Raw genomic sequence first — 25,072 nt, forward strand, 5'->3', positions numbered from 1 at the left:
TCTGTTGAATGGAGATCTGAAGCAATTACAGCATAAACTTCATATTCAGTTCCACGACCGGCAGCTGCTGAAACAGGCTTTCACCCATGCGTCTTATGTGAATGAACATCGGTTCAACCAGCACGCCGATAATGAACGGCTCGAATTTCTGGGTGATGCTGTGCTGGAGCTGACCGTTTCGGAATACCTGTACCGACTGTTTCCGGATCGTCCGGAAGGAGAATTAACCAAACTTCGGGCGGCCATTGTCTGCGAACCGTCATTGGTGAAGCTGGCGGAAAGTCTGGAGTTCGGGCAATATGTGCTGCTTGGCAAAGGTGAAGAGCTGACCGGCGGACGAACTAGACCCGCGCTGCTTGCGGATGTGTTCGAATCGTTTGTAGGTGCCCTTTATCTTGATCAAGGACTTGAAAAGGTCAAAGCCTTTCTGAATCAGCATGTTTTTCCGAAACTGGAGCTTGGCGGCGGCAAAATGCAAATCACGGACTACAAAACGGAATTGCAGGAGCTCACCCAGCATCATAATCTGGGGGCGCTTGAATACCGGATTGTTGAGGAACGCGGGCCGGCTCATGAACGGGAATTTGTATCTGAGGTTTTCATGGAAGGACGGAGTCTGGGCCGGGGAACCGGACGCTCCAAGAAGGAAGCGGAGCAGCAGGCTGCTGCAGTCGCGCTGAAAGAGCTTAGCTCGATTGAACAATAAGCGGAAGGCGCCTTCTCTTTAAGAGAGGGCGCTTTTTTGCTTCCCTTGGCCCCCATTGAGAGTAACTGTCCAAAAGGCGGCCAGTCCCTGCGGGATATCCGCTTCTGATTTTATTGCAGCGAATGTCCAAAAGTGGTGGAATCCTGTGGTACAATAGGCTTTAGAGGTGATCTGGAACGTATGTTTTTGAAGAGGATAGAATTGGCCGGTTTTAAATCGTTTGCCGATAAAACGGAAATGGAATTTGTCCGCGGCATTACAGCCGTAGTGGGACCCAATGGAAGCGGGAAAAGCAACATTTCCGACGGCATCCGCTGGGTGCTCGGCGAACAAAGCGCCAAGTCGCTGCGCGGCGGCAAAATGGAGGATATTATTTTTGCCGGCAGTGACGCGCGTAAAGCTGTCAATTATGGAGAAGTATCCCTGACGCTGGATAATAGCGATCAGGCGCTGCCGCTGGATTTCAGCGAGGTAACCGTTACCCGCCGTGTTCACCGCAGCGGAGACAGCGAATATTTGATCAACAAACAGCCCTGCCGTCTGAAGGATATTACGGAGCTGTTTATGGATACGGGCATCGGTAAGGAAGCCTATTCGATTATTGGACAAGGCCGGATCGAAGAGATTTTGAGCACACGTTCAGAGGATCGTCGGGGCATCTTTGAAGAGGCCTCGGGTATTGTGAAATACAAATCGCGTAAAAGAGAAGCGCGCAGGAAACTCGATGATACCGAGCAGAATTTGCTGCGGATTCATGACCTGGTTACCGAGCTTGAGGACCAGATCGGACCGCTTAAGGAGCAGTCGGAGAAAGCCCTGCATTATAAAGAACTGCGCAGTCAGCTTAAAGATAAAGAGATCTCCCTGTACATCTATCAAATCGAGCAGATCCACAAATCCTGGAGCGAAGCGAATAACAAGCTCGAATCGCTGCGCGAGGAGCAGGCGGGTCTGGCGGCGATTGTTTCGGCTCATGATGCCAAACTGGAGACTGAGCGTACTGCCCTTCGCAAAGTCGAAGAAGAGCTGGAAGAACTGCAGCGCAGCTTGCTGCAATACAGCGAGAACTTTGAGAAAAGCGAGGGCTACCGTGAGGTTCTTAAAGAGCGCCACAAGAATCTGACGCAGAATCGTCAGCAGCTGTCAGAGACACTGGGCGCCAGCGAAGAGATTTTCAAGCGCAGAATGGAAGAATTCGAATATGTGAAGCAGAAATATGAGACGGCCAAAGCCAGTCTGGAAGAAGTCCGGGCCGTGCTTGCAGCCGAAGAGGCCAAGCTTGTCGGCGTGACCGGCGGGATCAGCAGTGCCCAGGAAGAAGCTTTGAAAGGTGAACTGCTGCGGATTATGAACGATATGGCTCAGGCGCGAAATGATATTCGCAGCGGTGAGCAGCAGAAGGAAGCGGTGCAGCGCAGAATGTCCCGCGCCGAGCAGGACGGTACCAAGTGGCGGGAGGAGCAGGCCAGGCTGATGGCCGCTAAGCAGGAGCTCGAGAAGGTGCTGCAGCGTCATGCTAAGGAAATCTCCGAGCTGCGGAGCGGTTATATTGCGGGCAGTGAGAAGGTTCATTCCCTGCAGAAGCTGATGGAGGAAAGCCGTGAGAATCTGCGGCGCTGGGAGCAGAAGCGTGAAGCCTTGGCGTCCCGCCGCGACACGATGAAGGAAATGCAGGACGATTACGACGGTTTTCAGCATGGAGTTAAAGAGGTGCTGAAGGCGGCACGCAAGTCGGTTCTCCACGGGGTGCACGGTGCGGTAGCCGAGCTGATGAATGTACCGGAGAAAATCGAACTTGCGGTAGAGACGGCGCTGGGAGCAGCCATGCAGCATATTGTCATGGAGAATGAGCAGGTGTCCCGTCAGGCGATCACGTTCTTGAAACAGCGCCAGCTTGGCCGTGCGACATTCCTGCCGCTTGATGTCATCAGACCGCGGCATATTTCAGAAAATGATAAACGAAGTGTAGAGCAAATGGAAGGATTCGTTGGTGTAGGCGCTGATCTCGTAGGTTTCGAGCCCAAATATGCCTCTATTATCGGCAGTTTGCTAGGCAGCGTCATTATCGCCGAGAATCTGGAGAATGCCAATAAAATGGCGGCTCGTGTACAATATCGTTTCCGGGTAGTAACGCTTGAAGGCGACGTCGTCAATGCCGGCGGTTCGATGACCGGCGGCAGCCAGCATCGCAAGAACAGCAATCTGCTCGGTAGAAACCGCCAATTGGAGCAGCTGGATGCTGATATTAAGCAGGGCGAAGCCATGATTGCCCAGCTCCGGAAAAGCTTGACTGATTTGCGCGATCAGATTCAGGAGGCAGAAAACGAGCTCGAACGGCTCCGTGAGGCCGGTGACCGCAAGCGCGGCGAGGAGCAGACTGCGGCGGGCGATCTTAAGCAGCTGGAACACGAATATCGCCATGTGACGGAGCAATTTGAGCTTTACGGCCGTGAGCAGGGTGACTACGTTAAAGAGACCGAAGAATTGGACAAGGCCGTCAAAACGGCAGCCGAGAAGCTGCTGCAGCTTGAAGCCGAGGAACGTAAGGTTCAGCAGTCAATTGAAGCCGCTGAATTTGCCCGCAAGGCAAGCGAGTCGGCCAAAGAAGAGCTGCAATCCCAATTAACGGATTTGAAGATTCGCGAGGGCAAGCTGGAGCAGGAGACTTTATCGCTTGAGGATCGTTTTACGCGCCTGGAAGAAGAAGTCACTTCCCGCAAGCGGGAACTGGAGCAGAACCGCCGTATTTTGAAATCGATTGAGCAAGATCTGAAGCATAATGAAGAAGAAAGTGTGCGTCAGACCGAACAATTGAACGTTAATAAAATTAAGAAGCAGAGCACAAGTGAAGAGCTGGATCTAAAGCGGGCTTCCCGTGCTGCTTTGTCCCGCAAGCTTGAGGAAGGCGAAAGCGAAACGAAGGAGCAGCGGGCCGCGCTGAAGAGCGTGGATGAAAAGCTGCTGCAGACCGAAATTCAGGCGAACCGTCTTGACGTGGAGCTCGATAACATTTTGAAGAAACTGCTGGATGATTACGAGCTGACTTATGAGCGGGCCAAACAGCTTTACGCTGTGCCGGAAGACGCGGAACAGACCCAGGCAGCCGTTCGGGAGCTTAAGCGGGCCATTTCGGCCTTGGGCGAAGTGAACCTGGGAGCGATCGAGGAATACGAGCGGGTGTCCGAGCGGTATGAATTCCTGAATGAACAGAAAAACGACCTCGTTGAAGCGAAATCCGCTTTATACCTGGTCATTAAAGAGATGGATGAAGAGATGGCCAAACGCTTCAAGTCGACATTTGATGCCATCCGTAAGGAATTTGTGATTGTATTTGCGAAGCTGTTTGGCGGCGGACGGGCCGATCTGGTGCTGATGGACCCGGACAACCTGCTGGAAACCGGGATCGACATCGTCGCTCAGCCGCCAGGGAAGAAACTGCAAAATCTGCAGCTCCTGTCCGGCGGAGAACGGGCTTTGACAGCGATGGCATTGCTGTTTGCCATTTTGCAGGTCAAACCTGTGCCGTTCTGTGTGCTGGATGAAGTTGAGGCCGCTCTGGACGAAGCGAATGTGGTTCGTTTCGCCGAATACCTGAGAGAATTCTCCGAACAGACCCAGTTTATTGTGGTCACTCACCGTAAGGGAACGATGGAGGAAGCGGATGTTCTTTATGGCGTGACCATGGAGGAAGGCGGGGTATCGAAGCTGGTATCCGTCAAGCTGGAGGATGAAGAGGCTGAAATTGCTTAACCGTCTATAGAATGTCATAATGTAGATAGGAACCTATTTTCGGCCAATTGGATAAAATATTAGAGGGATCCGTTCCATTTTCGCTTGGCAGCGGATTTGGACGGAGATGTAGGAGGATATAAATGAGTTTCTTCAAGAAACTGAGAGAAAGCATTTCATCCAAGACGGAATCTGTAACGCGTCAGTTTAAAGAAGGTTTGGAGAAAAGCCGTAAAGGTTTCGTCGAAAAAGTCGCGGAGCTCGTTACCCGGCGCAAGAAGATTGACGAGGAATTTTTCGAAGAGCTGGAGGAAATCCTGATCGGCGCCGACGTTGGCGTGAACACGGTCATGGAGTTGATTGACGACCTGCGCAAGGAAGTCAAGCAGAGCAAAATTGAAGACGCTGCGGAGCTTCAGCCGATATTGTCGGAGAAGATCCGAGGGCTGCTGCGCGGGGATGAGGATAATTCTATTCACCTGAACCCGGACGGCATTACCGTCATTTTGTTTGTCGGCGTTAACGGCGTCGGCAAAACGACCACGATCGGCAAGCTGGCGCACCGCTACAAGCAGCAGGGCAAGAAAGTGCTGATGGCGGCGGGCGATACGTTCCGTGCAGGCGCGATCGAGCAGCTGGAGGTTTGGGGGCAGCGCGTAGGTGTTGACGTGATCAAGCAGCAGGCCGGCTCCGATCCGGCTGCGGTCATGTTTGACGCGGTGCAGGCGGCGAAGCAGCGCGGCGCGGATATTTTGCTTTGCGATACGGCTGGACGTCTGCAGAACAAAACGAATCTGATGGAAGAGCTGAACAAAATTTACCGCGTCATTCAGCGCGAAATTCCGGGTGCTCCTCATGAGGTGCTGATGGTGCTGGACGCTACAACCGGGCAGAATGCGCTGAGCCAGGCGAAGCTGTTCGGTGAAAAAAGCGGCGTAACCGGCCTGGTGCTCACCAAGCTGGACGGAACAGCCAAAGGCGGTATTGTCGTTGCGATCCGTCAAGAGCTGAGCCTGCCGGTCAAATTTGTCGGTTTGGGTGAGAAGATGGACGATCTGCAGGAGTTTGATTCTGAACAGTTTGTTCATGGCCTGTTCGCAGGATTGATTGACGAATCGGAAGAAGATGAAAGTGAAGAAGAGGCGGCGAATTCTAACGTTTAATGTGGACTGTCGTTCATTTGGTAAGGTAATCCCGGTAATAACCGGGATTACCTTTATCATTTTGATGCCGTGGCGAAGCGTCCACGCAGCATAAGGAAAGGAAGTGGGAAATATGGCTAATACGCATACATTTTCAAGGCGGGAGGAAATGGCCAACGCGGTTACGCATGGCGTTGGTGCATTGCTCAGTGTGGTCGCTCTGGTTCTGCTGATCGTTTTTGCAAGTTTGAAAGGAACGACCTGGCATGTAGTCAGCTTCACGGTTTACGGGGTCAGCATGCTTCTGCTGTATTCCTGCTCAACACTTGTTCACGGATTAAAGGAGGGGCGGGCCAAGGATTTATTTGAAATCTTTGACCATTCCTCCATCTATTTATTTATTGCCGGCACCTACACGCCGTTCCTGCTGGTGGCGACCCGGGGGCCGCTGAGCTGGACCTTGTTCGGCATCGTTTGGGGGATCGCCGCTGTAGGCGTTGTGTTCAAGGCCTTTTTCGTCAAAAGGTTCCTGTTCATGTCCACGTTGTTCTACCTCGGCATGGGCTGGCTGATTGTGCTGATATGGCCGGAGCTTACGGCTGCGGTGCCGACGCCGGGAATGATGCTCTTGATGGTGGGGGGCGCACTCTACACGCTCGGGACTTTGTTTTATGTATGGCGGGGGTTCCCTTACCACCATGCGGTTTGGCATCTGTTTGTGCTTGGCGGTAGTGTGCTGCATTTTCTCGCGGTTTTGCTGTATTTGCTTCCTTGGCATTAAGGCGGAGGCCAATCCGTGTGTGTGCGGCGTGCGGCGGCTGTGCCGATTTCACCCCTCACTAACTTCATAATTCCTATAAAAAGAAGATGTTAAGGTTTTTCGCTTGACATCTTCTTTGCTGTTTTGTATGATAAGAAACGTTGGTTGCCTATGTAAAGTGATTTTCCTTGACGGAGGGAGTGCCCGAAGTGAGTCAGGAGAATAGGCTGGAGAAGACAAACAGAGTCAATCTGTTATTTGACTTCTATGAACTTTTGCTGACAGAGAAGCAGCAGACGTTCCTTAAATATTATTTCCATGACGATTTCTCATTAGGAGAAATCGCCGCTGAATTCGAGATTAGCCGCCAGGCGGTATATGAACATATCAAACGGGCTGAACAGATGCTGGAAGCTTACGAGCAGAAGCTGGGGCTGCTGGCTAAACAGCAGAAAGCGGATGAGGATCTCATCCGGCTGGAGAAGCTGCTTGAGGGCAGTGAGCTTTCGTCCGCCGATAAAGAACAGGCATTAACCATCATCAAAGATCTGCAGTCTTTGTAGTTCGAAGCTGCAGGCTTAAGAAATTGGCCTGTAAACAAGCATTAAGTTACAATAAGAGACATGAACGCAGAAACAGATAGCATTCAGGAAAGTGAGGTGACCGGAAATGGCATTTGAAGGCTTAACAACACGTCTGCAGAACGTATTCAGCAAGCTGAGAGGCAAAGGCAAGGTTTCGGAGGAAGACGTTAACGAAGCGATGCGTGAAGTGCGCCTTGCCCTGCTGGAAGCGGACGTTAACTTTAAAGTCGTTAAGGAATTCATATCCAAGGTCAAAGAGAAAGCTGTCGGCAGCGAGGTTATGGGCAGTTTTACTCCGGGCATGGTCATCATCGACATCGTCAACAAGGAATTAACCGATTTGATGGGCGGAACGCAGGCGAAGCTGGCCCGCAGCAATAAGCCGCCGACTGTCATCATGATGGCGGGTCTGCAGGGTGCTGGTAAGACGACAACCTCCGCGAAGCTGGCCAAGATGCTGCTTAAAGGCAATCACCGGCCGCTGATGGTAGCCGGCGATATTTACCGTCCTGCGGCGATCAAACAGCTCCAGGTGCTTGGGGAGCAGATTAAAGTTCCTGTGTTTGCCTTAGGAGATGGCGTCAGTCCGGTTGAGATTGCCAGACAAGCTTTAGAGCATGCCAAAGAGAACGGCAACGATTATCTGATCATCGATACGGCCGGCCGCCTGCATGTGGATGAAGAGCTGATGGAAGAGCTCAAGCAGATCCATGCAACGGTAACGCCGGACGAAGTACTGCTGGTTGTCGATGCCATGACCGGTCAAGATGCGGTGAACGTGGCGGAAAGCTTCCATGCTCAGCTTGCGCTGACAGGGGTCGTATTGACCAAGCTTGACGGCGATACTCGCGGCGGTGCGGCATTGTCGGTTAAAGCCGTTACAGGCTGCCCGATCAAATTTGCCTCGCTGGGTGAGAAGATTGACGCGCTGGAGCCTTTCCATCCGGAGCGGATGGCTTCCCGGATCTTGGGGATGGGCGATATGCTGTCTCTGATCGAGAAAGCCCAGTCCAGCATCGACGCGGACAAAGCGAAGGAAATGGAGCGCAAAATGCGCAACGCCGAATTTACGTTCGATGATTTTCTGGAGCAGATGGACCAGGTCAAGAAGCTTGGACCGATTGACCAGATCATGGACATGATCCCGGGCATGGGCAAAGTGAAGCAGATGAAAGACGTGAAGGTTGATGAGAAACAAATGGGACGCGTCGAAGCCATCGTCCGCTCGATGACGAAGGAAGAGAAGCAGAACCCGGATCTCATCAATCACAGCCGGCGTAAGCGGATTGCGGCGGGCAGCGGCTCGAATTTGGCCGATGTTAATCGCCTGATCAAACAGTTCGATGAGATGCGGCGGATGATGAAGCAGCTTTCGGACATGATGGGCGGACCTAAATCCGGCAAAGCGGCGAAGATGCTGCGCGGTATGCAGGGGAAAGCAGGCAAAGGCATGAAATTCCCTTTCCGTTAATCGGCAGGGGAATTGAATAGATAAAGTCAGCAATGGCTGAAGGTTTTGATTCTTGTAAGGAGGTGAATGTTGAAATGGCAGTTCGTATTCGTTTGAAACGTATGGGTGCTCACAAAGCTCCTTTCTACCGTGTGGTGGTTTCGAATTCCCGTTCCCCACGTGACGGCCGCTTTATCGAAGAAATCGGTTACTACAACCCGACTACAGTACCGGCAGTAGTGAATATCGATGAAGAGAAAGCTCTGAAATGGTTGCAGGATGGCGCACAAGCTTCCGATACTGTTCGCAACTTGCTTAGCAAAGCGGGCGTTATGAAGAAGTTCCATGAGTCCAAATTGCAAAAATAATGGCTGATTTGGAGGGTCCTTTGTGGAGCAATTAGTCGGCGTTATTGCGAAGGCTTTAGTTGATCATCCGGAGGATGTCCGTGTAAGCGTCGTGGAGAAAGAGAATCTGGTTGTTTATGAACTGACCGTACATCCTGATGATGTTGGGAAAGTCATTGGCAAGCAGGGCCGAATCGCCAAGGCGCTTCGCACGGTAGTGACTTCAGCAGCTGTAAAGATGGACAAACGGGTTACCGTGGACATCATATCTTAAGATATACGAAAGAGGGTTAGGATGTATGTCCTAGCCCTTTTTCGTACAAACATAAGAACGTATAACGTCGAGTTGTTTTAAATTTTGGACCTTATACTTTTTATATTTGCGGGGGATGCCCGGTGTATGGCGTCATGATATTAGGGCGCTAGGCAATCGTGTATCTCCAAATGGGAATGATGGCTGCGATTTTGTGGGGTTTCAGAAGCTATTTTTTAGGAGGGTATTATGTCAGAAGCTTTATTATCGGTTGGCAAAATTGTCAATACACACGGCATTCGCGGTGAGCTTAAAATATTGTCCAGCACGGATTTTCCGGATGTCCGTTTCGCTGAGGGAAACCGTCTGCTGTTCGTGAATCCAGAAAGCGGACAGCAAGTTCCGGTTACGGTGCAAATGTCCCGCCCCAATAAAGGGACGTTCATTCTTAAATTTAAGGAATTCGGCAACATTAATGAAGTCGAGAAATTCAAAGGCTGGGATCTCAAGGTAACCAAGGATCAGACCATTGAGCTTGAGCCTGACGAATATTATTTCCATGAAATCATCGGCTGTCAAGTGGTCACGGAAGAAGGCGAAGAGCTGGGGACGATTACGGAGATTTTACGGCCGGGCGCCAACGATGTTTGGGTAGTCAAAATGAAGAACGGCAAGCAGCTGCTGCTGCCGGTTATCGATGATGTAGTGCTGGACGTGGATGTGCCAGAGAAATTGGTGAAAATCCATCTCATGGAAGGGTTGCTGTAAACGATGCGTGTCGATGTACTGACCCTTTTCCCCGAGATGTTTACAGGTGTCTTCGGATCAAGTATTCTGGGCAAAGCGCAGGAGAAAGGCCTTGTATCCTTAAAAGCCATCAACTTCAGGGACTATTCCGAAAGCAAACACGGCACTGTTGATGATACGCCCTATGGCGGCGGCGGGGGGATGGTGCTGAAGCCGGAACCGATCTTCCGGGCGGTCGAAGCGCTGCTGAATGAGCAGGCGGCCCATTCTTCTCAAGGCGAGCCGGGACAATGCCTGAGCGGACCTAAGCGGCCGCCAAGGGTTATTTTGCTTTGTCCTCAGGGAGAGTCGTTTACGCAGGCTAAAGCGGAGGAGCTGGCCCGTGAGGACCATCTGATCATGATCTGTGGTCATTACGAAGGCTATGATGAGCGGATTCGCGAGCATCTGGTGACGGACGAAATCTCCGTTGGCGATTATGTGCTGACCGGCGGAGAGCTTCCAGCCATGGTGGTGACGGACAGTGTTGTCCGCTTGCTCCCAGGCGTGCTCGGCAATGAGACCAGTGCGGTGACCGATTCGTTCAGCACGGGTCTGCTGGAGTATCCGCATTATACCCGTCCGGTCGAATACCAGGGCTGGAAGGTGCCGGATATTCTGCTCAGCGGCCATCACAGCAATATTGAAGCCTGGCGGCGCAAAGAAGCCCTGAGACGCACCTGGGAGCGCCGCCCCGACCTGCTGGACAAGCTGGAGCTGACCAAGCAGGACAAGCAGTGGCTGGCGGAAATCCAAACGGCTGAGGGGCAGAAACCGAAAGCTTAGAACGAGCGGTCGCTGATGTTAACGTGCTTGGTTCCGTGCCTGGTCATTCGTTTGTGACGAGCCGAGATGAAGGGTTTAATGGCTGCGATGCAGTGGTAAGGATGAACAGGAGGGATTGGCTATGAAGTCGTTTGATTTGGATAAATCGTCCTATGACCCCAAGCAGGAGGAAACGGTCCGCAAACGTTTCTTTCAAAAGCTGAAATCGGCGGCTGGGAAAATTCCGTTCACCAAAGACGCTGTCGCTCTTTATTACTGCGCCATGGATCCTAAAACTCCGCTTTATGCCAAGGGCGTTGCTTTAGCGGCCTTGGTTTACTTTATTTCGCCTATTGACGCGATCCCCGACGTTATTGCGGGACTTGGCTTTACCGACGATGCCGGAGCGATTCTGACGGCGATCAAGGTGCTCGGGAATCAGATTACGGATGAGCATAGGGAGAAGGCCGCGAACTTTTTTCATGGAAAACGGTCCAATAGCAACGAATAAACCAGCCGATTATCGGTTGGTTTTTTTCGTTTTAAGAGGATATACAATAAGCGATTTGGCAAGAAAATCTTTCCACGGAGGTTTATGTTGACTGGAATCGGGTAATGACATAAGGTCAGCGAATAAACCAAGCAATTCAGAGCAACTGGAGTAAGGAAGGATGGAATAGCAATGGCAGCACAGACAGAAGATTTTGAGACCGCAGGAAATCCGATTTCCGTGAACGAACTGGCCGACGCTTCCGATTTCTTTCAAACGGTAGACGACGTGTTAGCCTACTACGCCAAAGAGCAGGATAAAGAAGATGACTGATCAAAGATAACCTTACCGGGTTTGAAAAACCTGCGGAATAGCTTAAGCTCAGGAACAAAGTTCAATCCAGAGTGATTCATATGTGATGATGTCAAAGCTTGGCTTGCAGCCGAGCAAAAAGTTTTAATTCATGTGTAGAGAAAGAACCCCGTTGATCCGGTCAGGAGCAGCGGGGTTCTGAATGTTTTTAAAAGGATAAAATCAAATTACACGGTTTGAAACATCGTCGTTTCGCGGGCATAATACGATTTACGGCCTGTTTCGATATTCCGGATTCGTACATAGGTTTCGGTATATTTCTCGACAACTCCCCGGCCTACTTCACAGTAGACGCCTGCAGGATCTTCCTGCCATGCGGAGATAACCTTTTGAGAGAGGGCAGCGGCAAAAAACTCTATATTAGCAATAATTGTATTAGGCATGGATAACTCCTTTTTTAACTTAAAAATGAAATAAAACCTGGAATCAGTTAAATAGATTGGACCGTTGTTAATTGTAACATTAAATCTTTATTCGGAAAACAGAAATTGTAGACCGAATTCATAGTTTTTCATTATGGAAGAATTCATTTACAATATAGCTATAACAAGAGATAAGGAGACAGGTGGAAATGTGGAAGGAATTTAGGGCTTTTGCCTTTAAAGGAAATGTACTCGATTTAGCGATTGGTGTAGTAATCGGGGCAGCCTTTGGCAAAATCGTCACTTCGATTGTAAACGATCTGATTACGCCGATTATCGGCATTATTATCGGGGGGCTTAATTTTTCAGGTTTGTCTCTGGTGGTGGGAGACTCCCAAATTAAATACGGCAGCTTTATTCAAACCGTTATTGATTTTCTGCTGACGGCAGCGTCTATTTTTATATTCATCAAGCTGCTCGGCAGACTTAAGAAGAAAGAGGAGGACAAACCGGCAGCTCCTCCTGCCCCAAGCCGTGAAGAAGTGCTGCTGACGGAAATCCGGGACCTGCTGAAGCAGCAGCGTCAGGAATCCTAGAAGGCTGATTATGTCTGAAGTTAATCCCGAGTAGCAAAAAAAGGATCTTCTCACTCGAGAACGATCCTTTTTCTATTCCGGCATGAAAGGTAGTATTTATTTACTGAACCCCTCATAAATTTTTACAGCTGTGTCATAGTCATTGGCCGGGGCGGTTATTTGCAAGTTGGTGTGGCGACTTTCCCCGGCCTCAGGGCCGACAGGTTCATTAACGTCGATTTTCACTTGATCAAAGGCTCCTTTTTTCCAAATAGATCCGAAGGTAAATCCAGCAGGTTTGGAACCATCAACATAAAGTATCCGTCCCCATCCCGATAAAATGTCGCGATAGAAGATGATATCAAACATTTTATACGAAGGGTAATCATATTGGTCAAAAGAGATCCTTCCATGAAAGGATGGGTTCTTAAATAAGGGGCGGTACAGAGTACCTTTAATATGCAGGTTTATTTGTTCAACACTTGCCGGATCACCAGTTCTGTATTGAATGGCTGGGTAGTTGAGATTAATTGTTTTGGGAAAGCTGTATACGGCAAGGAATAGAGAGCAAAGAAACAGAAATATCAGGGTATAAAGCAATCTTTTTTTCATTTCTCATTCACCTCGATTAAGGGCGGGAAGGGTCGAATGCTCGTTCCTTTCCAAATTACATGGGATTACAAAAAAAGGATATTTTTTAATGATAAATGGAACATTAACCTTTTTTAAACGTTATTCAAATTGAATAATAAATGGGAAGCCTCTTAGCTTTAATACAAAACCAATCCTAATTAACGGCAACACAATGGTTCCCTTCCGTCAGATTTTTGAATCATTAGGCATGAATGTCAATTGGGATTCTAAGACTAAAAATATTATAGCAACAAAAGCTGACTTAACCATTAAAATGACACTGGATAGTTTTAAAGCAACTGTAAATAACAAAGAATTTATATTAACTCAAACCCCCTTTGATTCTCCTGATGGAATCGTATATGTAAATCTTAGATTTATAAGTGAAGCCGTTGGGGCAACAGTAAGTTGGGATAATGTTAAAAAGATCGCCTCTATCGATACTGAATAATCTTTATGGCCCCATTTGTTGGAGACTTCTTTTTTTAGATGGTAGGATAGTTATTACTTTTAATCGAGAACTCACTATATTAGAAACAATTTTATCTTGCTTTTAGGCACCTGGATATGATAAAATTCTTTTGTTGTGAATTCGGTGGTCCTCTGCGGATAATGAGGGAGACATGGGAGTCTCCGGAAGAGGCAAGAACACCTGAGTGGAAGGAGGGAGTCATAGATGAATATCGTTCAAGCGATTACGCAAGAACAACTTCGCAAGGATATCCCGAGCTTTCGTCCTGGTGACACTTTGAAAGTGCACGTTAAGGTTATCGAGGGATCTCGTGAGCGTATCCAGTTGTTTGAAGGTGTTGTTATCAAGCGTCGCGGTGGTGGAATCAGCGAAACTTTTACAGTTCGTAAAATTTCCAATGGTGTAGGTGTGGAAAGAACTTTCCCGCTTCATTCCCCAAAACTCGATAAAATCGAAGTGGCTCGCCGTGGTAAAGTGCGTCGTGCGAAGCTGTACTATCTTCGTGAACTTCGCGGTAAAGCAGCGAGAATTAAAGAAGTGCGTCGTTAATTCATATTTACGACCAACAGGGGGCTTGTTCATCAAGCCCCCTTGCTTTATCTAAAAATAAGCATGAAATTGGCCGATTTCGGTTGTTTTGCATTTAATTGGATAAATGGGGGCGTGATTTTCATGGAGCAGTCATACCAGGAGCAGAAGCAATCCCACCAGAGCCCGGACCGAAGAAAAAATGAAGCGGCTGAATGGCTGAAGGCGATCATCATAGCCGTCGTATTGGTTCTCCTGATTCGCTGGGTTCTGTTTACGCCCTTTATTGTAGACGGTCCTTCCATGCAGCCCAACTTTCATACTGGTGAAAGAATTATCGTCAATAAAGTCATTTATCATATGAGCAAGCCGAAACAAGGGGATGTCATCGTCTTCCATGTTCCGTCCGAAGGCCGAGACTTTATTAAACGGGTGATTGCTGTACCAGGCGACACGGTGAAGGTGGATGGTGATACAGTAACGGTAAACGGCAAAGTGCTGGATGAACCTTATCTGAAACAGGCGATCGAAGCGGCTCACCAGGAGAACAGGCTTTATAACGACGATACGCAGGATCAGCGGCGTCATTTCCCTAATGACCAGTTTACGGATGGAACGGTTCCGGAAGGCCATTTGTTTGTAATGGGGGATAACCGCTCGGACAGCGAAGACAGCCGTATGATTGGTTACATACCGTTCAAGGATATTGTAGGGCGCGCCGATCTTATTTTTTGGCCGTTTAAAGAAATACATTTTATAAGGCTTTAAGGGAAAAGTAAAAGGGAACTAGAGGTGAAAAATCATGACAATCCAGTGGTTCCCCGGGCATATGACCAAGGCGCGGCGGCAGATTCAGGAAAAGCTGGGGTTAATCGATGTAGTTATTGAGCTTGTCGATGCCCGATTGCCGCTGTCAAGCCGCAATCCGATGGTTGATGAAATCTTAAGCGGTAAGCCGAGAATGATCGTCTTGAACAAATCAGACTTGGCCGATCCGCAAATGACGAAGGAATGGCTGAATTATTTTACGGCTGAAGGTCATATAGCTCTGGAAGTAAACGCTTCAACAGGGCAAGGGACAAAAGACATTCCGAACAAAGCCAAAGAACTGTTTAAGGAAAAAATCGAACGGCAAATTGCCAAAGGAATCAAACCGCGGCCTGTACGGGCGTTAATCGTAGGGATTCCCAATGTGGGCAAATCAACGTTGATCAACCGGCTTGCCGGCAGAAATATAGCGATCACGGGCGACCGTCCGGGCGTTACAAAAGGTCAGCAGTGGATTAAGGTAGGCACCGAAATGGAGCTGCTGGATACACCGGGGATTTTGTGGCCTAAGTTTGAAGACCAAAATGTAGGTTACCGCCTGGCGGTTACGGGCGCAATCAAGGAAGAAATCCTCAATGTAGAGGATGTTGCTTTTTTTGCGATCAAATATTTGGCCCGCTATTATTGGCAGCCGCTTAAAGAGCGTTATGAGCTCGAACAGCCGCAGCCGCAGCCGCAGGATTTTGAGAATCCCGATGAAATCGTGGCGATTATGGAAGCGATCGGCCGGAAGAGAGGCTGTATTGTCAGCGGAGGCCGGGTGGATCTTGCTAAAGCTTCCGGTATCATTTTACGTGAGCTTCGTGCCGGGAAGACAGGCCGTTATACCATGGAGTCTCCTTTCTAGTCAGTATGGGACCGCAAATCTTGGAATCAAAAGCCGACGGCTGTGCCGCCGGTTTTTTGTGTTTTCAAAAGCTATTGGAACGGCGCGGGAGAACCGATATATATCCAAAAGAGTAAATTGGTAATTGCTGAAGCAGGCCTGCCCAGGGCTAGGCCGAGTTGTGTCCATGTGTTAATCTAGTAGGCGAGGGCATGAGAGAAGAACGGTCCTTAGGATTGGGTTGGACGGACGACAGGATCAAACAGGTGCTGATGAAGCATTGAAGGGATATAAAAAAGGATAAAAGCAGCCGGTTCACCGGCTGCTGCTTCAGATTGAAGCAAGAGGAGCTGCTGATGGAAGATTTGCTTGTTTATGAGAAAGAGTATTGGGGAAAATCTTACCGGCAAATTGCCGGTATTGATGAGGTCGGCCGCGGATGTTTGTTCGGAGATGTCGTGGCCGCAGCCGTTATTTTGCCGGAAGGCGTGATACTGGAAGGCGTTAATGATTCCAAGAAGCTCAGCGCCAAGAAAAGGGAACAGCTGTATGAAGAAATTATGCAAACGGCTCTTGCGGTAGGGATCGGTTTCGTTGACGCAGCTATGATTGATAAAATCAACATTAAACAGGCCGCGCGGCTGGCGATGAAGCAGGCGGTTGAAAGTATGGCAATTAGCCCAGATTTCCTGTTGGTGGACGCGGAAAGAGTAGATCTGCCGATACCGCAAATGGCTATTATTAAAGGAGATGCAAACAGCCAGTCCATTGCCGCAGCGTCTATTATTGCCAAGGTGACAAGAGACAGGCTGTGTCAAGGAGAATGGGATGCCAGGTATCCCGAATATGGCATTGCTGTACATAAAGGTTATGCGACCAAGCTGCACAGGGAACAGCTGCTGCTGCTTGGACCAACGCCGATGCACCGAAGAAGTTTCTTGACGAATTTGTTCACGGAACAGCAGCAGCTGTTCTAAGAGAACGGGGGATTGGATCGGAAAGATCCGTGAGCATCCGGTAATAAGTTAGGAAAGGGGGAGAACAGATGAATATCGGTCCAATTGTCAGAGGAGTTTTAGGCAAAAGCCAGCCTGCTGAAGCCAAAACGCTGGAACTTCGTACGGGGCAGGTTGTAAGAGGAACCGTACTGAGTGTAGCCGAAGATGGCACGGAGGCGGTTGTCGAGGTTCAGGGGGTGAAGTTAAAAGCAGCCTTGGAGACGCCGCTTCAGCAGGGCCAATCGATGATGATGCAGGTCCAGCCGCCCGGTCAGGATGGTTTAACGGTCTTCAAGCCATTGCCGTCCGGATCTGCCGCAGCCGGCCAGGACGGCAACGTGGAGCAGCTGCTGAAGCTTGCAGGGCTGAGCGATAATGCTGACAACCGGGAACTGGTCAGACTCATGCAGCAGGCCGGTTTGCCCGTGAACCGGGAGCAGGCGGATGTTTTGATCAAAACGCTGGCGGCCAAACCGCAGGAGGTTCCATTGCCCGAATGGATAAATGCTGCTGCCGTAGCCGTACAGCGAGGCCTTCCCTTAAGCGGAGAAGTGGTGGGCGGGCTGCGTCAGGCTATTTTTGGCCCGCCCGTTCATCAGCTGCTTGCTGCACTGGAGGAACAGCTTGCCGGGCTGCTCGGAGGCTCAGGGACGGAAGTGGACGGACAGCCGCCTCAAGGAGCCGGTGCCAAGGCAGCAGATGCAGCTGCAGTCTCGGTGAGACCTTCTGCGGCTGCTCCGGAAGGAACTGCCGATGCCGATGCAGCCTCGGTAGGACAGGGCAGAGCGGCTGCGGATAATGCGCAGGCAGGCGGAGCCGCCGCGGGTGCAGCGAAAGCCGCGGCTCCAGGAGTGGACGCTCTGCTGCAGAAGCTGCAGAGCGTCCTGGGCGAGCTGCGAAGCGAGCTCGCCGCCGGACGGGGCGACGTCCGCCCGGATCTGGCGGGCGTCGCCCGGGGAGCCGCAGCCGGAACAGAGACGGCTGCGGGTGGAAGCGCCGCGTCGGGCGAAGCGGCGCAGGCAAGTGCGCAGCCCGCATCTGGCGGGGCTGCGCAAGCCGGGCAGACCCACGAAACGGAGTCGTGGGTGGCCCGGGTGCTCAAGCTGCTCGGTGCAGAGCACGAGCAGCAGGCGGGCCGGGCGCTGCTGCAGCAGGCAGCGCCCAAAGCGGCGGCGGCGGAATCTGCGCCGCCGGGAGGAGCGCCGTCCTTGCGCAGCGCGGACGGCGGGCAGGCAGCAGGCGGCGAAGCCGCGCCTGCTGCTGGGTCAGCGCCGCCTGCCGCTGGCGGCGGCGCACAGAGCCCCGGGGCGGCTGTGCCGGCCCCGGGAGCCCCGGCCCCTGCCCCGGCGATGGCCGGGCAGGGCAGCCCTACACCTGCCGCCGCTGGGGCAGGTGATCCGGCGGCGGGCGGGCCTGAGGCCGCTCCCGCCAATCCGCCCGCTGCGCAGAGCAGCGCAGCAGGCGACAGCCACCGCAGAGGCGAAGCTGTCCGCGGCACTGAACAGGCTGCGGGGACGATGCTTCCCTCCGCGGAGCCTGCCGGCTCCCGGCCTGGTCAAGTTCCGGCCCATCTGCATGCGGCCGGCGACATTCCTGCGGGAGCCCCCGGACTTGGTGCCGGCTCGCCAAACGCAAGCGGCTCGCCGGCCCAGACTGTGCCAGCACCTGCAGATTCATCCGTGCTGGCCCTTAAAGATAATTTGAAAAGCCTTTTGCTGCAAATCATAGATACACCTGATGCACCGCCGCAGCTTCAGGAGGCGGCGAAACAGATGGTCCAGCAGCTTACCGGCCAGCAGCTGCTGCTGAATACGGACCGGACGGCTCCTTTTGCCCAGGTTACGATGTTTTTGCCTTTTGTTGGACCTGAAGGCGGAGAAACGGCCACGATCCAAATCCAGTCGCGCAGAGGCAAACGGGGAGAGCTTGACCCGGATAACTGCCGTTTGTGGTTTGATCTGAATATGTCCGCACTCGGAAAGCTGATGGTAGACGTTCAGGTTGCCGACAAGAAAGTTATTCTGCAAATTCACAGTGAAGGCGAAGCTGCGGGCGCTTTTTTGGAAGGTCGTCAGGAGGAAATAGGAACAGCCATTCAGGAAGCCGGTTACCGGCTTGTAGCAATGAGAACTGATTCTTATTTTACAGAGGAGGATAAACAGGAGAACCCCGTATCCCAAACCGGAGCAACCTCCTATGTTCCACCGGTTTATAAAGGAGTGGATTACCGGATATGAGCCATTTTGAATCCCAACAGGAGGAGCCGATCTACCGGAAGAAAGCGGTGGCTCTTAAATATGATCCCAGCGTAAGTGATGCTCCCACGGTGGCGGCTAAAGGTCAAGGTTATATGGCACAGCAGATTCTTGATCGGGCCGAAGAATTCGGCATTCCGGTTCAAGAGGACGCGAATTTGGTGGAGGTGCTGTCCAAACTGGACCTCGACCAGCAGATTCCCCCTGAGCTTTATACACTGGTAGCGGAAATTTTGAGTTTTATTTACCGTACGGACCGGGCGGCCAGAGGAGATTCCGGTTATGGCTTATAAGGACGGCAGGCCTGCTCCCGTTCCAGCTCCAAAAAAGAACCGCAAAATCACCGGCGCAGCGGGTGAGCAGGCGGCCGCAGAGCTGCTGCTTTCGGCGGATTACCGGATTGTGGAACGTAATTGGCGCTGCCGCAGCGGAGAACTGGATATTATTGCGAGCAAAGATGGAGTGCTTGTGATCGTAGAGGTCCGCAGCCGCAGTGCGGGAGCATTGAGGTTCGGCAGTCCTGCGGAATCCGTGAATACGCGAAAAATTCGGCAGGTGAGAGAAACGGCAGCCGTTTATCTTCACCAGACCGGTCAAACGATGTCTCCCGTCCGGTTTGATGTCATCGCGGTAATTTTGGACCAAGCCGGCCGGCCGGTCAGCACGGAGCATTTGATCGGTGTTTTCTAGGGAATAACGACTTGACTTTATTGCTGCCTGATTATACAATCAATTCAAACTTTATTGAGCGGAAGAATAAGGAAGCACCTTTTCTTGCAGCCATGTGTAGTGAATACATGAATGCAGAAGGGGTGTTTTTTTGTTATGTACGGCAAACTCTACAGCGCCTGCCTGTATGGCATCGACGGCGTTTTAATTGAAGTGGAGACTGACTTAAGCAGCGGACTGCCTATGGTATCTATTATCGGACTGCCGGATACGGCAGTGAGGGAAGCGGTAGAGCGGGTCCGTTCAGCAGTTAAAAACTGCGGGTACACCTTCCCGCTGCAGCGGATTACGATTAATTTGGCCCCTGCTGACCTTCGGAAGGAAGGTTCGGCTTTTGATTTGGCGATCGCCCTTGGTTTGCTGCAGGCAAGCGGGCAAATTCAGCTTCCTAATCCGCAGAAGCTGATGATCATCGGCGAATTATCGCTTGATGGAGGGCTTCGTCCGGTTACCGGTGTTCTGCCAATGGTGGATTTGGCGCGCAGGAAGGGCTTTGAGTCCGTGCTTTTGCCGGCTGCCAATGTAGCAGAAGCCTTGCTGCTGGAGGGAATGAAGATATACGGAATTCAACATTTGCGGGAATTGGCCTTTTTAAATGAAGGTTTAGTTCAACGTTCCCCGATCAGTACTCCAGCTGATTGCTCAAATCCGTCAAACCTGCCTGATTCATCCGCCTCTCGTAACCTTCCGATTCCATCCAGCCGCTCCAGGCAAAATCAGTTGGAAACCGGGCAGGAACGAATTTCGGCCATCATGGACCCGTGGTCTAAGCTGGAATATACGCGTGAAAATCAGGTTCACGTTGTTCGGGACGGGGAGAAGACGCTGAGTGCCGCAGCAGAAAATTATAGCGATGTCGTCGGTCAGAGACAGGTTAAACGGGCTTTGGTTATTGCTGCCGCGGGCATGCACAATCTGATTTTAATCGGGCCCCCGGGCACGGGGAAAACCATGCTGATCCGCAGACTGCCCGGAATTTTGCCCGACTTGTCCGAAGATGAGGCTTTGGAAGTGACGAAAATATACAGCGCAGCGGGGAAATTCAAGGAATTTTCGCAGGGGCTGCTGCGTAGAAGAGCCTTTCGGGCTCCCCACCATACGATTTCAGGTGCAGGATTAATAGGAGGCGGCGGAATTCCGAAACCAGGAGAGGTCAGCCTAGCCCATAAAGGGGTTTTGTTTCTGGATGAACTGCCTGAATTTTCTCGTAATGTGCTCGAAGTGCTTCGCCAGCCCCTGGAAGAACGGACGGTAACAATCAGCCGGTCCAGAGCGGCGTTTACGTATCCGGCTCATTTTTTGCTCGCTTCTTCGATGAATCCGTGCCACTGCGGCTTTCTCGGGAGTGAGCCTCCGCTGCCGGCCTGCACCTGCACGCCTTGGCGGATCCAGCAGTACCGTTCGCGGATATCGGGGCCGCTGCTGGACAGGATCGATCTCCAGTTGGAGGTGCCCCGGCCCAAGGAACTGCTGGCCGACGAACGTCCGGTTACCTCTGAAATGATGAAAGACCAGGTGCTGTTTGCCCAGGAACGGCAGAACCACAGGCTGCGCGGGATGGGGCTAAGCTGGAACAGCGAGCTTTCCGGGGCCAGACTCCGGAAGTCTGTGAATCTCAACAGAGCTGCGGAGCTGCTTATGAAATCTGCTTTTGAACAGCTTGGGCTCAGTATGCGGGCTTACGACCGGATCATCAAATTGGGACGTACTATCGCGGATTTGGAGGATCGCGAGCAGGTATCTGCCGAACATATTGCCGAAGCGATTCAATACCGGCAGCTGGACAAACGGATAGTCCTTCCGGGTGAGGAGTAAGACGGAAAATATTGCAGAAAAATGCCGAATCTCGCATTCATTCAAAACGGCTTTGTTAAAGCAATGTAATCGTTCTCAAAACGGAATAGGTTTCATATCAAAAAGATTTGTTTAAATCTTGAATTTTTTGAGGAAAGCGTTTTAAAAACATGCTAAAATAAATTGGGTTTATATTGATTAACCTCATAACCGTCCGTTGATAGGAGGATTCAAACCAGATGAATATCCATGAATATCAAGGAAAACAAGTATTGAAACAGTACGGTGTAGCCGTTCCGGAAGGCCATGTGGCTTTTTCGGTCGAAGAGGCCGTCCAGGCGGCCGAGAAATTGGGCACCCCGGTAGTGGTGGTTAAAGCCCAAATCCATGCGGGCGGCCGCGGCAAAGCGGGCGGAGTTAAAGTAGCCAAAGGGATAGACGAGGTAAGAAGTTATGCTCAGGAGCTGTTGGGCAAAGTGCTTGTTACGCATCAGACAGGCCCGGAAGGCAAAGAAGTGAAGAGACTGCTGATTGAGCAGGGCTGCGACATCAAGAAAGAATATTATATCGGCGTAGTGGTTGACCGTTCTACAGGGCGTGTTGTCATGATGGGTTCTGAAGAGGGCGGCACGGAGATCGAAGAAGTAGCCGCGCAAAGTCCGGAGAAGATTTTCAAAGAAGTCATTGATCCGGCTATCGGTCTGCAGGGTTTCCAGGCTCGCCGCTTGGCTTATGCCATTAACATTCCGAAAGAACTGGTGAACAAAGCCGTTAAGTTCATGCAGGCCCTTTATCAGGCTTTTGTGGACAAAGATTGCTCGATCGCCGAAATCAACCCTCTTGTAGTTACGGGTGACGGCGAAGTAATGGCGCTGGATGCCAAATTGAATTTTGACTCCAATGCGCTGTTCCGTCATAAAGAAATTTTGGAACTGCGTGATCTTGAAGAAGAAGACGAGAAGGAAATCGAAGCCTCCAAGTTTGATCTGAGTTATATCGCGCTGGACGGTAACATTGGCTGCATGGTTAACGGTGCAGGTCTGGCGATGGCTACGATGGATATTATCAAATATTACGGCGGCGAACCGGCCAACTTCCTGGATGTAGGGGGCGGTGCAACCGCAGAGAAGGTTACGGAAGCCTTTAAAATCATTTTGTCCGACCAGCAGGTAAAAGGAATTTTCGTTAATATCTTTGGCGGTATTATGCGCTGTGACGTTATTGCGTCCGGTATTGTGGAAGCTGCGAAGCAAGTAGGACTCAGCCGACCGCTGGTAGTTCGCCTTGAAGGCACAAACGTAGCGCTGGGCAAAGATATTTTGGCAGGCTCGGGCCTCGACATTGTGTCCGCTGATTCCATGGCTGACGGCGCACGCAAAATCGTTCAACTGGTCTCGTAGGTTTTGTAAGTCATACCTGCCGGATTTGTGAAAGTTTCCTGGTTTAACTATGTTGAATTTGAAGGAGGCCTTTGATATGAGCATTTTGGTTGACAAACATACGAAAGTCATCACCCAGGGGATAACGGGAGCTACAGGCTTGTTTCATACAAGAGGCGCTTTGGAATACGGGACGCAGATGGTCGGAGGCGTAACTCCGGGCAAAGGCGGCACGAATCTTGACATCGAACTTGAGAACGGCAAAGTCGTTACGTTGCCTATTTTCAACTCGGTAATCGAGGCCAAAGAGGAAACAGGTGCTACGGCCAGCGTTATTTACGTACCGCCTGCTTTTGCGGCTGATTCGATTATGGAAGCCGTTGATGCCGGAATGGAGCTTGTGATCTGTATTACGGAAGGAATTCCGGTGCTTGATATGGTTAAGGTCAAACGATTTATGGAAGGTAAAAATACCGTCCTGATCGGGCCTAACTGCCCTGGCGTTATCACACCTGGAGAATGCAAAATCGGCATTATGCCGGGCTATATCCATAAACCTGGACACGTTGGTGTCGTTTCCCGAAGCGGTACCTTGACTTATGAAGCGGTTCACCAGCTGTCTACGCGCGGATTGGGACAATCTACGGCAGTCGGTATCGGCGGTGACCCTGTTAAAGGTTCTGAATTTATCGATATTCTGGCCCGTTTCAACGAGGACCCTGATACCCATGCGGTTATCATGATCGGAGAAATCGGCGGAACAGCGGAAGAGGAAGCGGCAGAGTGGGTTCGCGACAATATGACGAAACCTGTCGTTGGTTTTATCGGCGGTGTTACCGCTCCTCCGGGAAAAAGAATGGGCCATGCCGGTGCCATCATTTCCGGCGGCAAAGGTACAGCGAAAGAGAAGATCGAAAAGCTGGAGTCCTGCGGGATCAAGGTGGCTCCTACGCCGGCCGAAATGGGTTCTACGCTGATCGAGGTGCTGGAAGCCAAAGGGCTGCTTGAGGGCTGCACTACTCATTAATATTTTGTCAATAGCTAGCTAAACAGGTAAAGGTAAGCAACCTTCCAACCGATCAGGGTGGAGGGTTGCTTATTTGTGTCTGTACGGGGAAATGCCCGCTTATTTGCATTAAATATACGAAAAATATGGGAAGTAAACCAGTGAAAGGTGCTGAAACGGATGGATAAAAGGGAACTGCTGATTGCCTTGAATGGAACCAAAGGAATAGGCTGGAAAACGATCTCGAGATTGATGGAACAAGGGGATTTAAGGGAAGTGGAGCATTTCGATGAGGCCGAATGGGGACGCCGGGGAGTAACGCCTTCAGCTGCCCGTAATTTGAAGCCGGAGCTGGATGAGCAAAATCGGCAGGTACGAAAGAAATTAATGGAAGCTAAAGGGATTATTCCGGTTACAATCTGGGACGAAGAATACCCTATATTATTGAAGGAAATTTCTCAGCCGCCGTGGGTGCTGTATACGATAGGACGAATAGAACTGCTGTCTTCTTTCTCCATTGCCATGGTCGGCACTCGTGTCCCTACTGCTTATGGCCGTAAAATGGGAGAGTCGCTGGCAGGTTCTCTGGCTGAGCAAGGGGTTAATGTGATCAGCGGTCTGGCCCGTGGGATTGATGGCGTGTGTCATCAGGCTGCGTTGAGGGCAGCCGGAGCCACAACCGCCGTTTTGGGAACGGCCGTCGACCAGCCTTATCCGCCTGAGAATCGTTTTTTGTATAAAGAAATTGCCGAAAAAGGTCTGATCGTGTCCGAATACCCGATTGGTACACCGCCTCATCCTGGCCTCTTTCCCCAGCGGAATCGGATTATTGCCGGCTTAACTCGCGGCACGGTTGTTGTGGAAGCGGATGAGCGGAGCGGTTCGTTGATTACGGCTGATGCGGCGCTGGAAGCAAACCGGGATGTTTTTGCCGTACCTGGTCCGGTCACTTCTCCTAAAAGCCGAGGGACCTTGAACCTGATCAAACAGGGTGCTAAATTGATAACGCATGCAGAGGATGTTTTGGAAGAGTACGGTTTTGCCCCTGCCCAGAAAATGCCTGAGGATGGAAACAAGTTGACAGAAGATGAACAGCGCATATACCATATGTTGGAGCAGGGAAACAGAAGTTTTGATGAGCTGTTAACCCTGAGCGGCTGGGAGTTTGGACTTTTGCATTCAGTTCTGTTATCTTTAATCATAAAAAAGCAGGCAGTACAATTGCCGGGCTCTATTTATAAGTTAATTTAAACGGATAATGCCAAACAAACGAAAGTAATCAAATTTTGTAAGCAAGTATTTT

At 50.9% G+C, this 25,072-nt stretch carries 27 protein-coding genes; 25 read left to right on the plus strand and 2 right to left on the minus strand.

Annotation, left to right across the window (positions count from 1 at the left end; genetic code table 11):
* The first annotated feature begins 4 nt into the window (after nt 1-4).
* The 12 genes from rnc (at nt 5) to CBE73_RS21800 (ending at nt 11,345) form a co-directional block, all read left to right on the plus strand.
* Entirely contained in the window at nt 5-706 is a 702-nt protein-coding gene (gene rnc, locus CBE73_RS00315) for a ribonuclease III (protein WP_094092485.1), read from the plus strand.
* Nucleotides 707-886: 180 nt separating this feature from the next.
* A complete protein-coding gene (smc, locus tag CBE73_RS00320; RefSeq protein ID WP_094092486.1) occupies nt 887-4,456 on the plus strand; it encodes a chromosome segregation protein SMC in 3,570 nt (1,189 codons plus the stop codon).
* Between the two features lie 122 nt (nt 4,457-4,578).
* Nucleotides 4,579-5,598: a signal recognition particle-docking protein FtsY gene (ftsY, locus tag CBE73_RS00325; RefSeq protein ID WP_094092487.1), complete on the plus strand. Its 1,020-nt coding sequence runs from the start codon at nt 4,579-4,581 to the stop codon at nt 5,596-5,598.
* 112 nt (nt 5,599-5,710) lie between these two features.
* Nucleotides 5,711-6,358, plus strand: coding sequence for a PAQR family membrane homeostasis protein TrhA (gene trhA, locus CBE73_RS00330; protein WP_094092488.1), 648 nt, complete (start codon nt 5,711-5,713; stop codon nt 6,356-6,358).
* A 188-nt stretch (nt 6,359-6,546) separates the two neighbouring features.
* The gene (gene ylxM, locus CBE73_RS00335) at nt 6,547-6,900 is read left to right on the plus strand and encodes a YlxM family DNA-binding protein (RefSeq protein ID WP_094092489.1); all 354 of its coding nucleotides are present in this window, start codon (nt 6,547-6,549) and stop codon (nt 6,898-6,900) included.
* A gap of 106 nt (nt 6,901-7,006) precedes the next feature.
* Nucleotides 7,007-8,392, plus strand: a complete 1,386-nt coding sequence (ffh, locus tag CBE73_RS00340) for a signal recognition particle protein (RefSeq protein WP_094092490.1) — start codon at nt 7,007-7,009, stop codon at nt 8,390-8,392.
* Nucleotides 8,393-8,466: 74 nt separating this feature from the next.
* A complete protein-coding gene (gene rpsP, locus CBE73_RS00345; RefSeq protein ID WP_068694566.1) occupies nt 8,467-8,739 on the plus strand; it encodes a 30S ribosomal protein S16 in 273 nt (90 codons plus the stop codon).
* A 22-nt stretch (nt 8,740-8,761) separates the two neighbouring features.
* Nucleotides 8,762-8,992: a KH domain-containing protein gene (locus tag CBE73_RS00350; RefSeq protein WP_094092491.1), complete on the plus strand. Its 231-nt coding sequence runs from the start codon at nt 8,762-8,764 to the stop codon at nt 8,990-8,992.
* A gap of 228 nt (nt 8,993-9,220) precedes the next feature.
* Nucleotides 9,221-9,739 (plus strand): ribosome maturation factor RimM, encoded by a 519-nt coding sequence (rimM, locus tag CBE73_RS00355; RefSeq protein WP_094092492.1) that lies wholly within the window; start codon nt 9,221-9,223, stop codon nt 9,737-9,739.
* 3 nt (nt 9,740-9,742) lie between these two features.
* Entirely contained in the window at nt 9,743-10,543 is an 801-nt protein-coding gene (gene trmD / locus CBE73_RS00360; protein WP_094092493.1) for a tRNA (guanosine(37)-N1)-methyltransferase TrmD, read from the plus strand.
* A 121-nt stretch (nt 10,544-10,664) separates the two neighbouring features.
* The gene (locus CBE73_RS00365) at nt 10,665-11,033 is read left to right on the plus strand and encodes a YkvA family protein (protein ID WP_094092494.1); all 369 of its coding nucleotides are present in this window, start codon (nt 10,665-10,667) and stop codon (nt 11,031-11,033) included.
* 171 nt (nt 11,034-11,204) lie between these two features.
* Complete coding sequence (locus CBE73_RS21800; RefSeq protein WP_157739338.1) at nt 11,205-11,345, plus strand: hypothetical protein; 141 nt, start codon at nt 11,205-11,207, stop codon at nt 11,343-11,345.
* Nucleotides 11,346-11,551: 206 nt separating this feature from the next.
* Here CBE73_RS21800 and CBE73_RS00370 read toward each other — a convergent pair whose 3' ends face one another.
* Complete coding sequence (locus CBE73_RS00370) at nt 11,552-11,767, minus strand: hypothetical protein (RefSeq protein ID WP_094092495.1); 216 nt, start codon at nt 11,765-11,767, stop codon at nt 11,552-11,554.
* Between the two features lie 188 nt (nt 11,768-11,955).
* On the opposite strand from CBE73_RS00370, the gene mscL reads away from it, so the two are divergent.
* Complete coding sequence (gene mscL, locus CBE73_RS00375) at nt 11,956-12,342, plus strand: large conductance mechanosensitive channel protein MscL (protein WP_094092496.1); 387 nt, start codon at nt 11,956-11,958, stop codon at nt 12,340-12,342.
* Nucleotides 12,343-12,438: 96 nt separating this feature from the next.
* Here the strand turns inward: mscL and CBE73_RS00380 are convergent, their stop codons facing one another.
* Nucleotides 12,439-12,933, minus strand: coding sequence for a hypothetical protein (locus CBE73_RS00380; protein WP_094092497.1), 495 nt, complete (start codon nt 12,931-12,933; stop codon nt 12,439-12,441).
* A 136-nt stretch (nt 12,934-13,069) separates the two neighbouring features.
* Here CBE73_RS00380 and CBE73_RS00385 point away from each other — a divergent pair, with 136 nt between their 5' ends.
* From CBE73_RS00385 to dprA, 12 genes are all read left to right on the plus strand, one after another.
* Nucleotides 13,070-13,405, plus strand: a complete 336-nt coding sequence (locus tag CBE73_RS00385) for a copper amine oxidase N-terminal domain-containing protein (RefSeq protein WP_425320415.1) — start codon at nt 13,070-13,072, stop codon at nt 13,403-13,405.
* Between the two features lie 225 nt (nt 13,406-13,630).
* On the plus strand, nt 13,631-13,975 hold the full coding sequence (gene rplS, locus CBE73_RS00390; protein WP_068619397.1) for a 50S ribosomal protein L19: 345 nt from the start codon (nt 13,631-13,633) through the stop codon (nt 13,973-13,975).
* A gap of 123 nt (nt 13,976-14,098) precedes the next feature.
* Nucleotides 14,099-14,722 (plus strand): signal peptidase I, encoded by a 624-nt coding sequence (gene lepB / locus CBE73_RS00395; RefSeq protein ID WP_094092499.1) that lies wholly within the window; start codon nt 14,099-14,101, stop codon nt 14,720-14,722.
* A 34-nt stretch (nt 14,723-14,756) separates the two neighbouring features.
* Nucleotides 14,757-15,629: a ribosome biogenesis GTPase YlqF gene (gene ylqF, locus CBE73_RS00400; RefSeq protein WP_094092500.1), complete on the plus strand. Its 873-nt coding sequence runs from the start codon at nt 14,757-14,759 to the stop codon at nt 15,627-15,629.
* A gap of 314 nt (nt 15,630-15,943) precedes the next feature.
* The gene (locus tag CBE73_RS00405; protein ID WP_094092501.1) at nt 15,944-16,585 is read left to right on the plus strand and encodes a ribonuclease HII; all 642 of its coding nucleotides are present in this window, start codon (nt 15,944-15,946) and stop codon (nt 16,583-16,585) included.
* A gap of 68 nt (nt 16,586-16,653) precedes the next feature.
* Entirely contained in the window at nt 16,654-18,843 is a 2,190-nt protein-coding gene (locus CBE73_RS00410) for a hypothetical protein (RefSeq protein ID WP_094092502.1), read from the plus strand.
* Complete coding sequence (locus CBE73_RS00415; protein WP_094092503.1) at nt 18,840-19,154, plus strand: EscU/YscU/HrcU family type III secretion system export apparatus switch protein; 315 nt, start codon at nt 18,840-18,842, stop codon at nt 19,152-19,154. The genes CBE73_RS00410 and CBE73_RS00415 overlap by 4 nt, the downstream gene beginning before the upstream one ends.
* On the plus strand, nt 19,144-19,551 hold the full coding sequence (locus tag CBE73_RS00420) for a YraN family protein (RefSeq protein WP_094092504.1): 408 nt from the start codon (nt 19,144-19,146) through the stop codon (nt 19,549-19,551). Before CBE73_RS00415 ends, CBE73_RS00420 begins: the two co-directional genes overlap by 11 nt.
* 135 nt (nt 19,552-19,686) lie before the next feature.
* Entirely contained in the window at nt 19,687-21,405 is a 1,719-nt protein-coding gene (locus CBE73_RS00425) for a YifB family Mg chelatase-like AAA ATPase (protein WP_094092505.1), read from the plus strand.
* Between the two features lie 218 nt (nt 21,406-21,623).
* The gene (sucC, locus tag CBE73_RS00430) at nt 21,624-22,784 is read left to right on the plus strand and encodes an ADP-forming succinate--CoA ligase subunit beta (RefSeq protein ID WP_094092506.1); all 1,161 of its coding nucleotides are present in this window, start codon (nt 21,624-21,626) and stop codon (nt 22,782-22,784) included.
* A gap of 76 nt (nt 22,785-22,860) precedes the next feature.
* Nucleotides 22,861-23,790 (plus strand): succinate--CoA ligase subunit alpha, encoded by a 930-nt coding sequence (gene sucD / locus CBE73_RS00435; RefSeq protein WP_094092507.1) that lies wholly within the window; start codon nt 22,861-22,863, stop codon nt 23,788-23,790.
* Between the two features lie 159 nt (nt 23,791-23,949).
* Complete coding sequence (dprA, locus tag CBE73_RS00440) at nt 23,950-25,020, plus strand: DNA-processing protein DprA (RefSeq protein WP_094092508.1); 1,071 nt, start codon at nt 23,950-23,952, stop codon at nt 25,018-25,020.
* Nucleotides 25,021-25,072 lie beyond the last annotated feature (52 nt).

This window comes from Paenibacillus physcomitrellae (assembly GCF_002240225.1).
Lineage (GTDB): Bacteria > Bacillota > Bacilli > Paenibacillales > Paenibacillaceae > Fontibacillus > Fontibacillus physcomitrellae.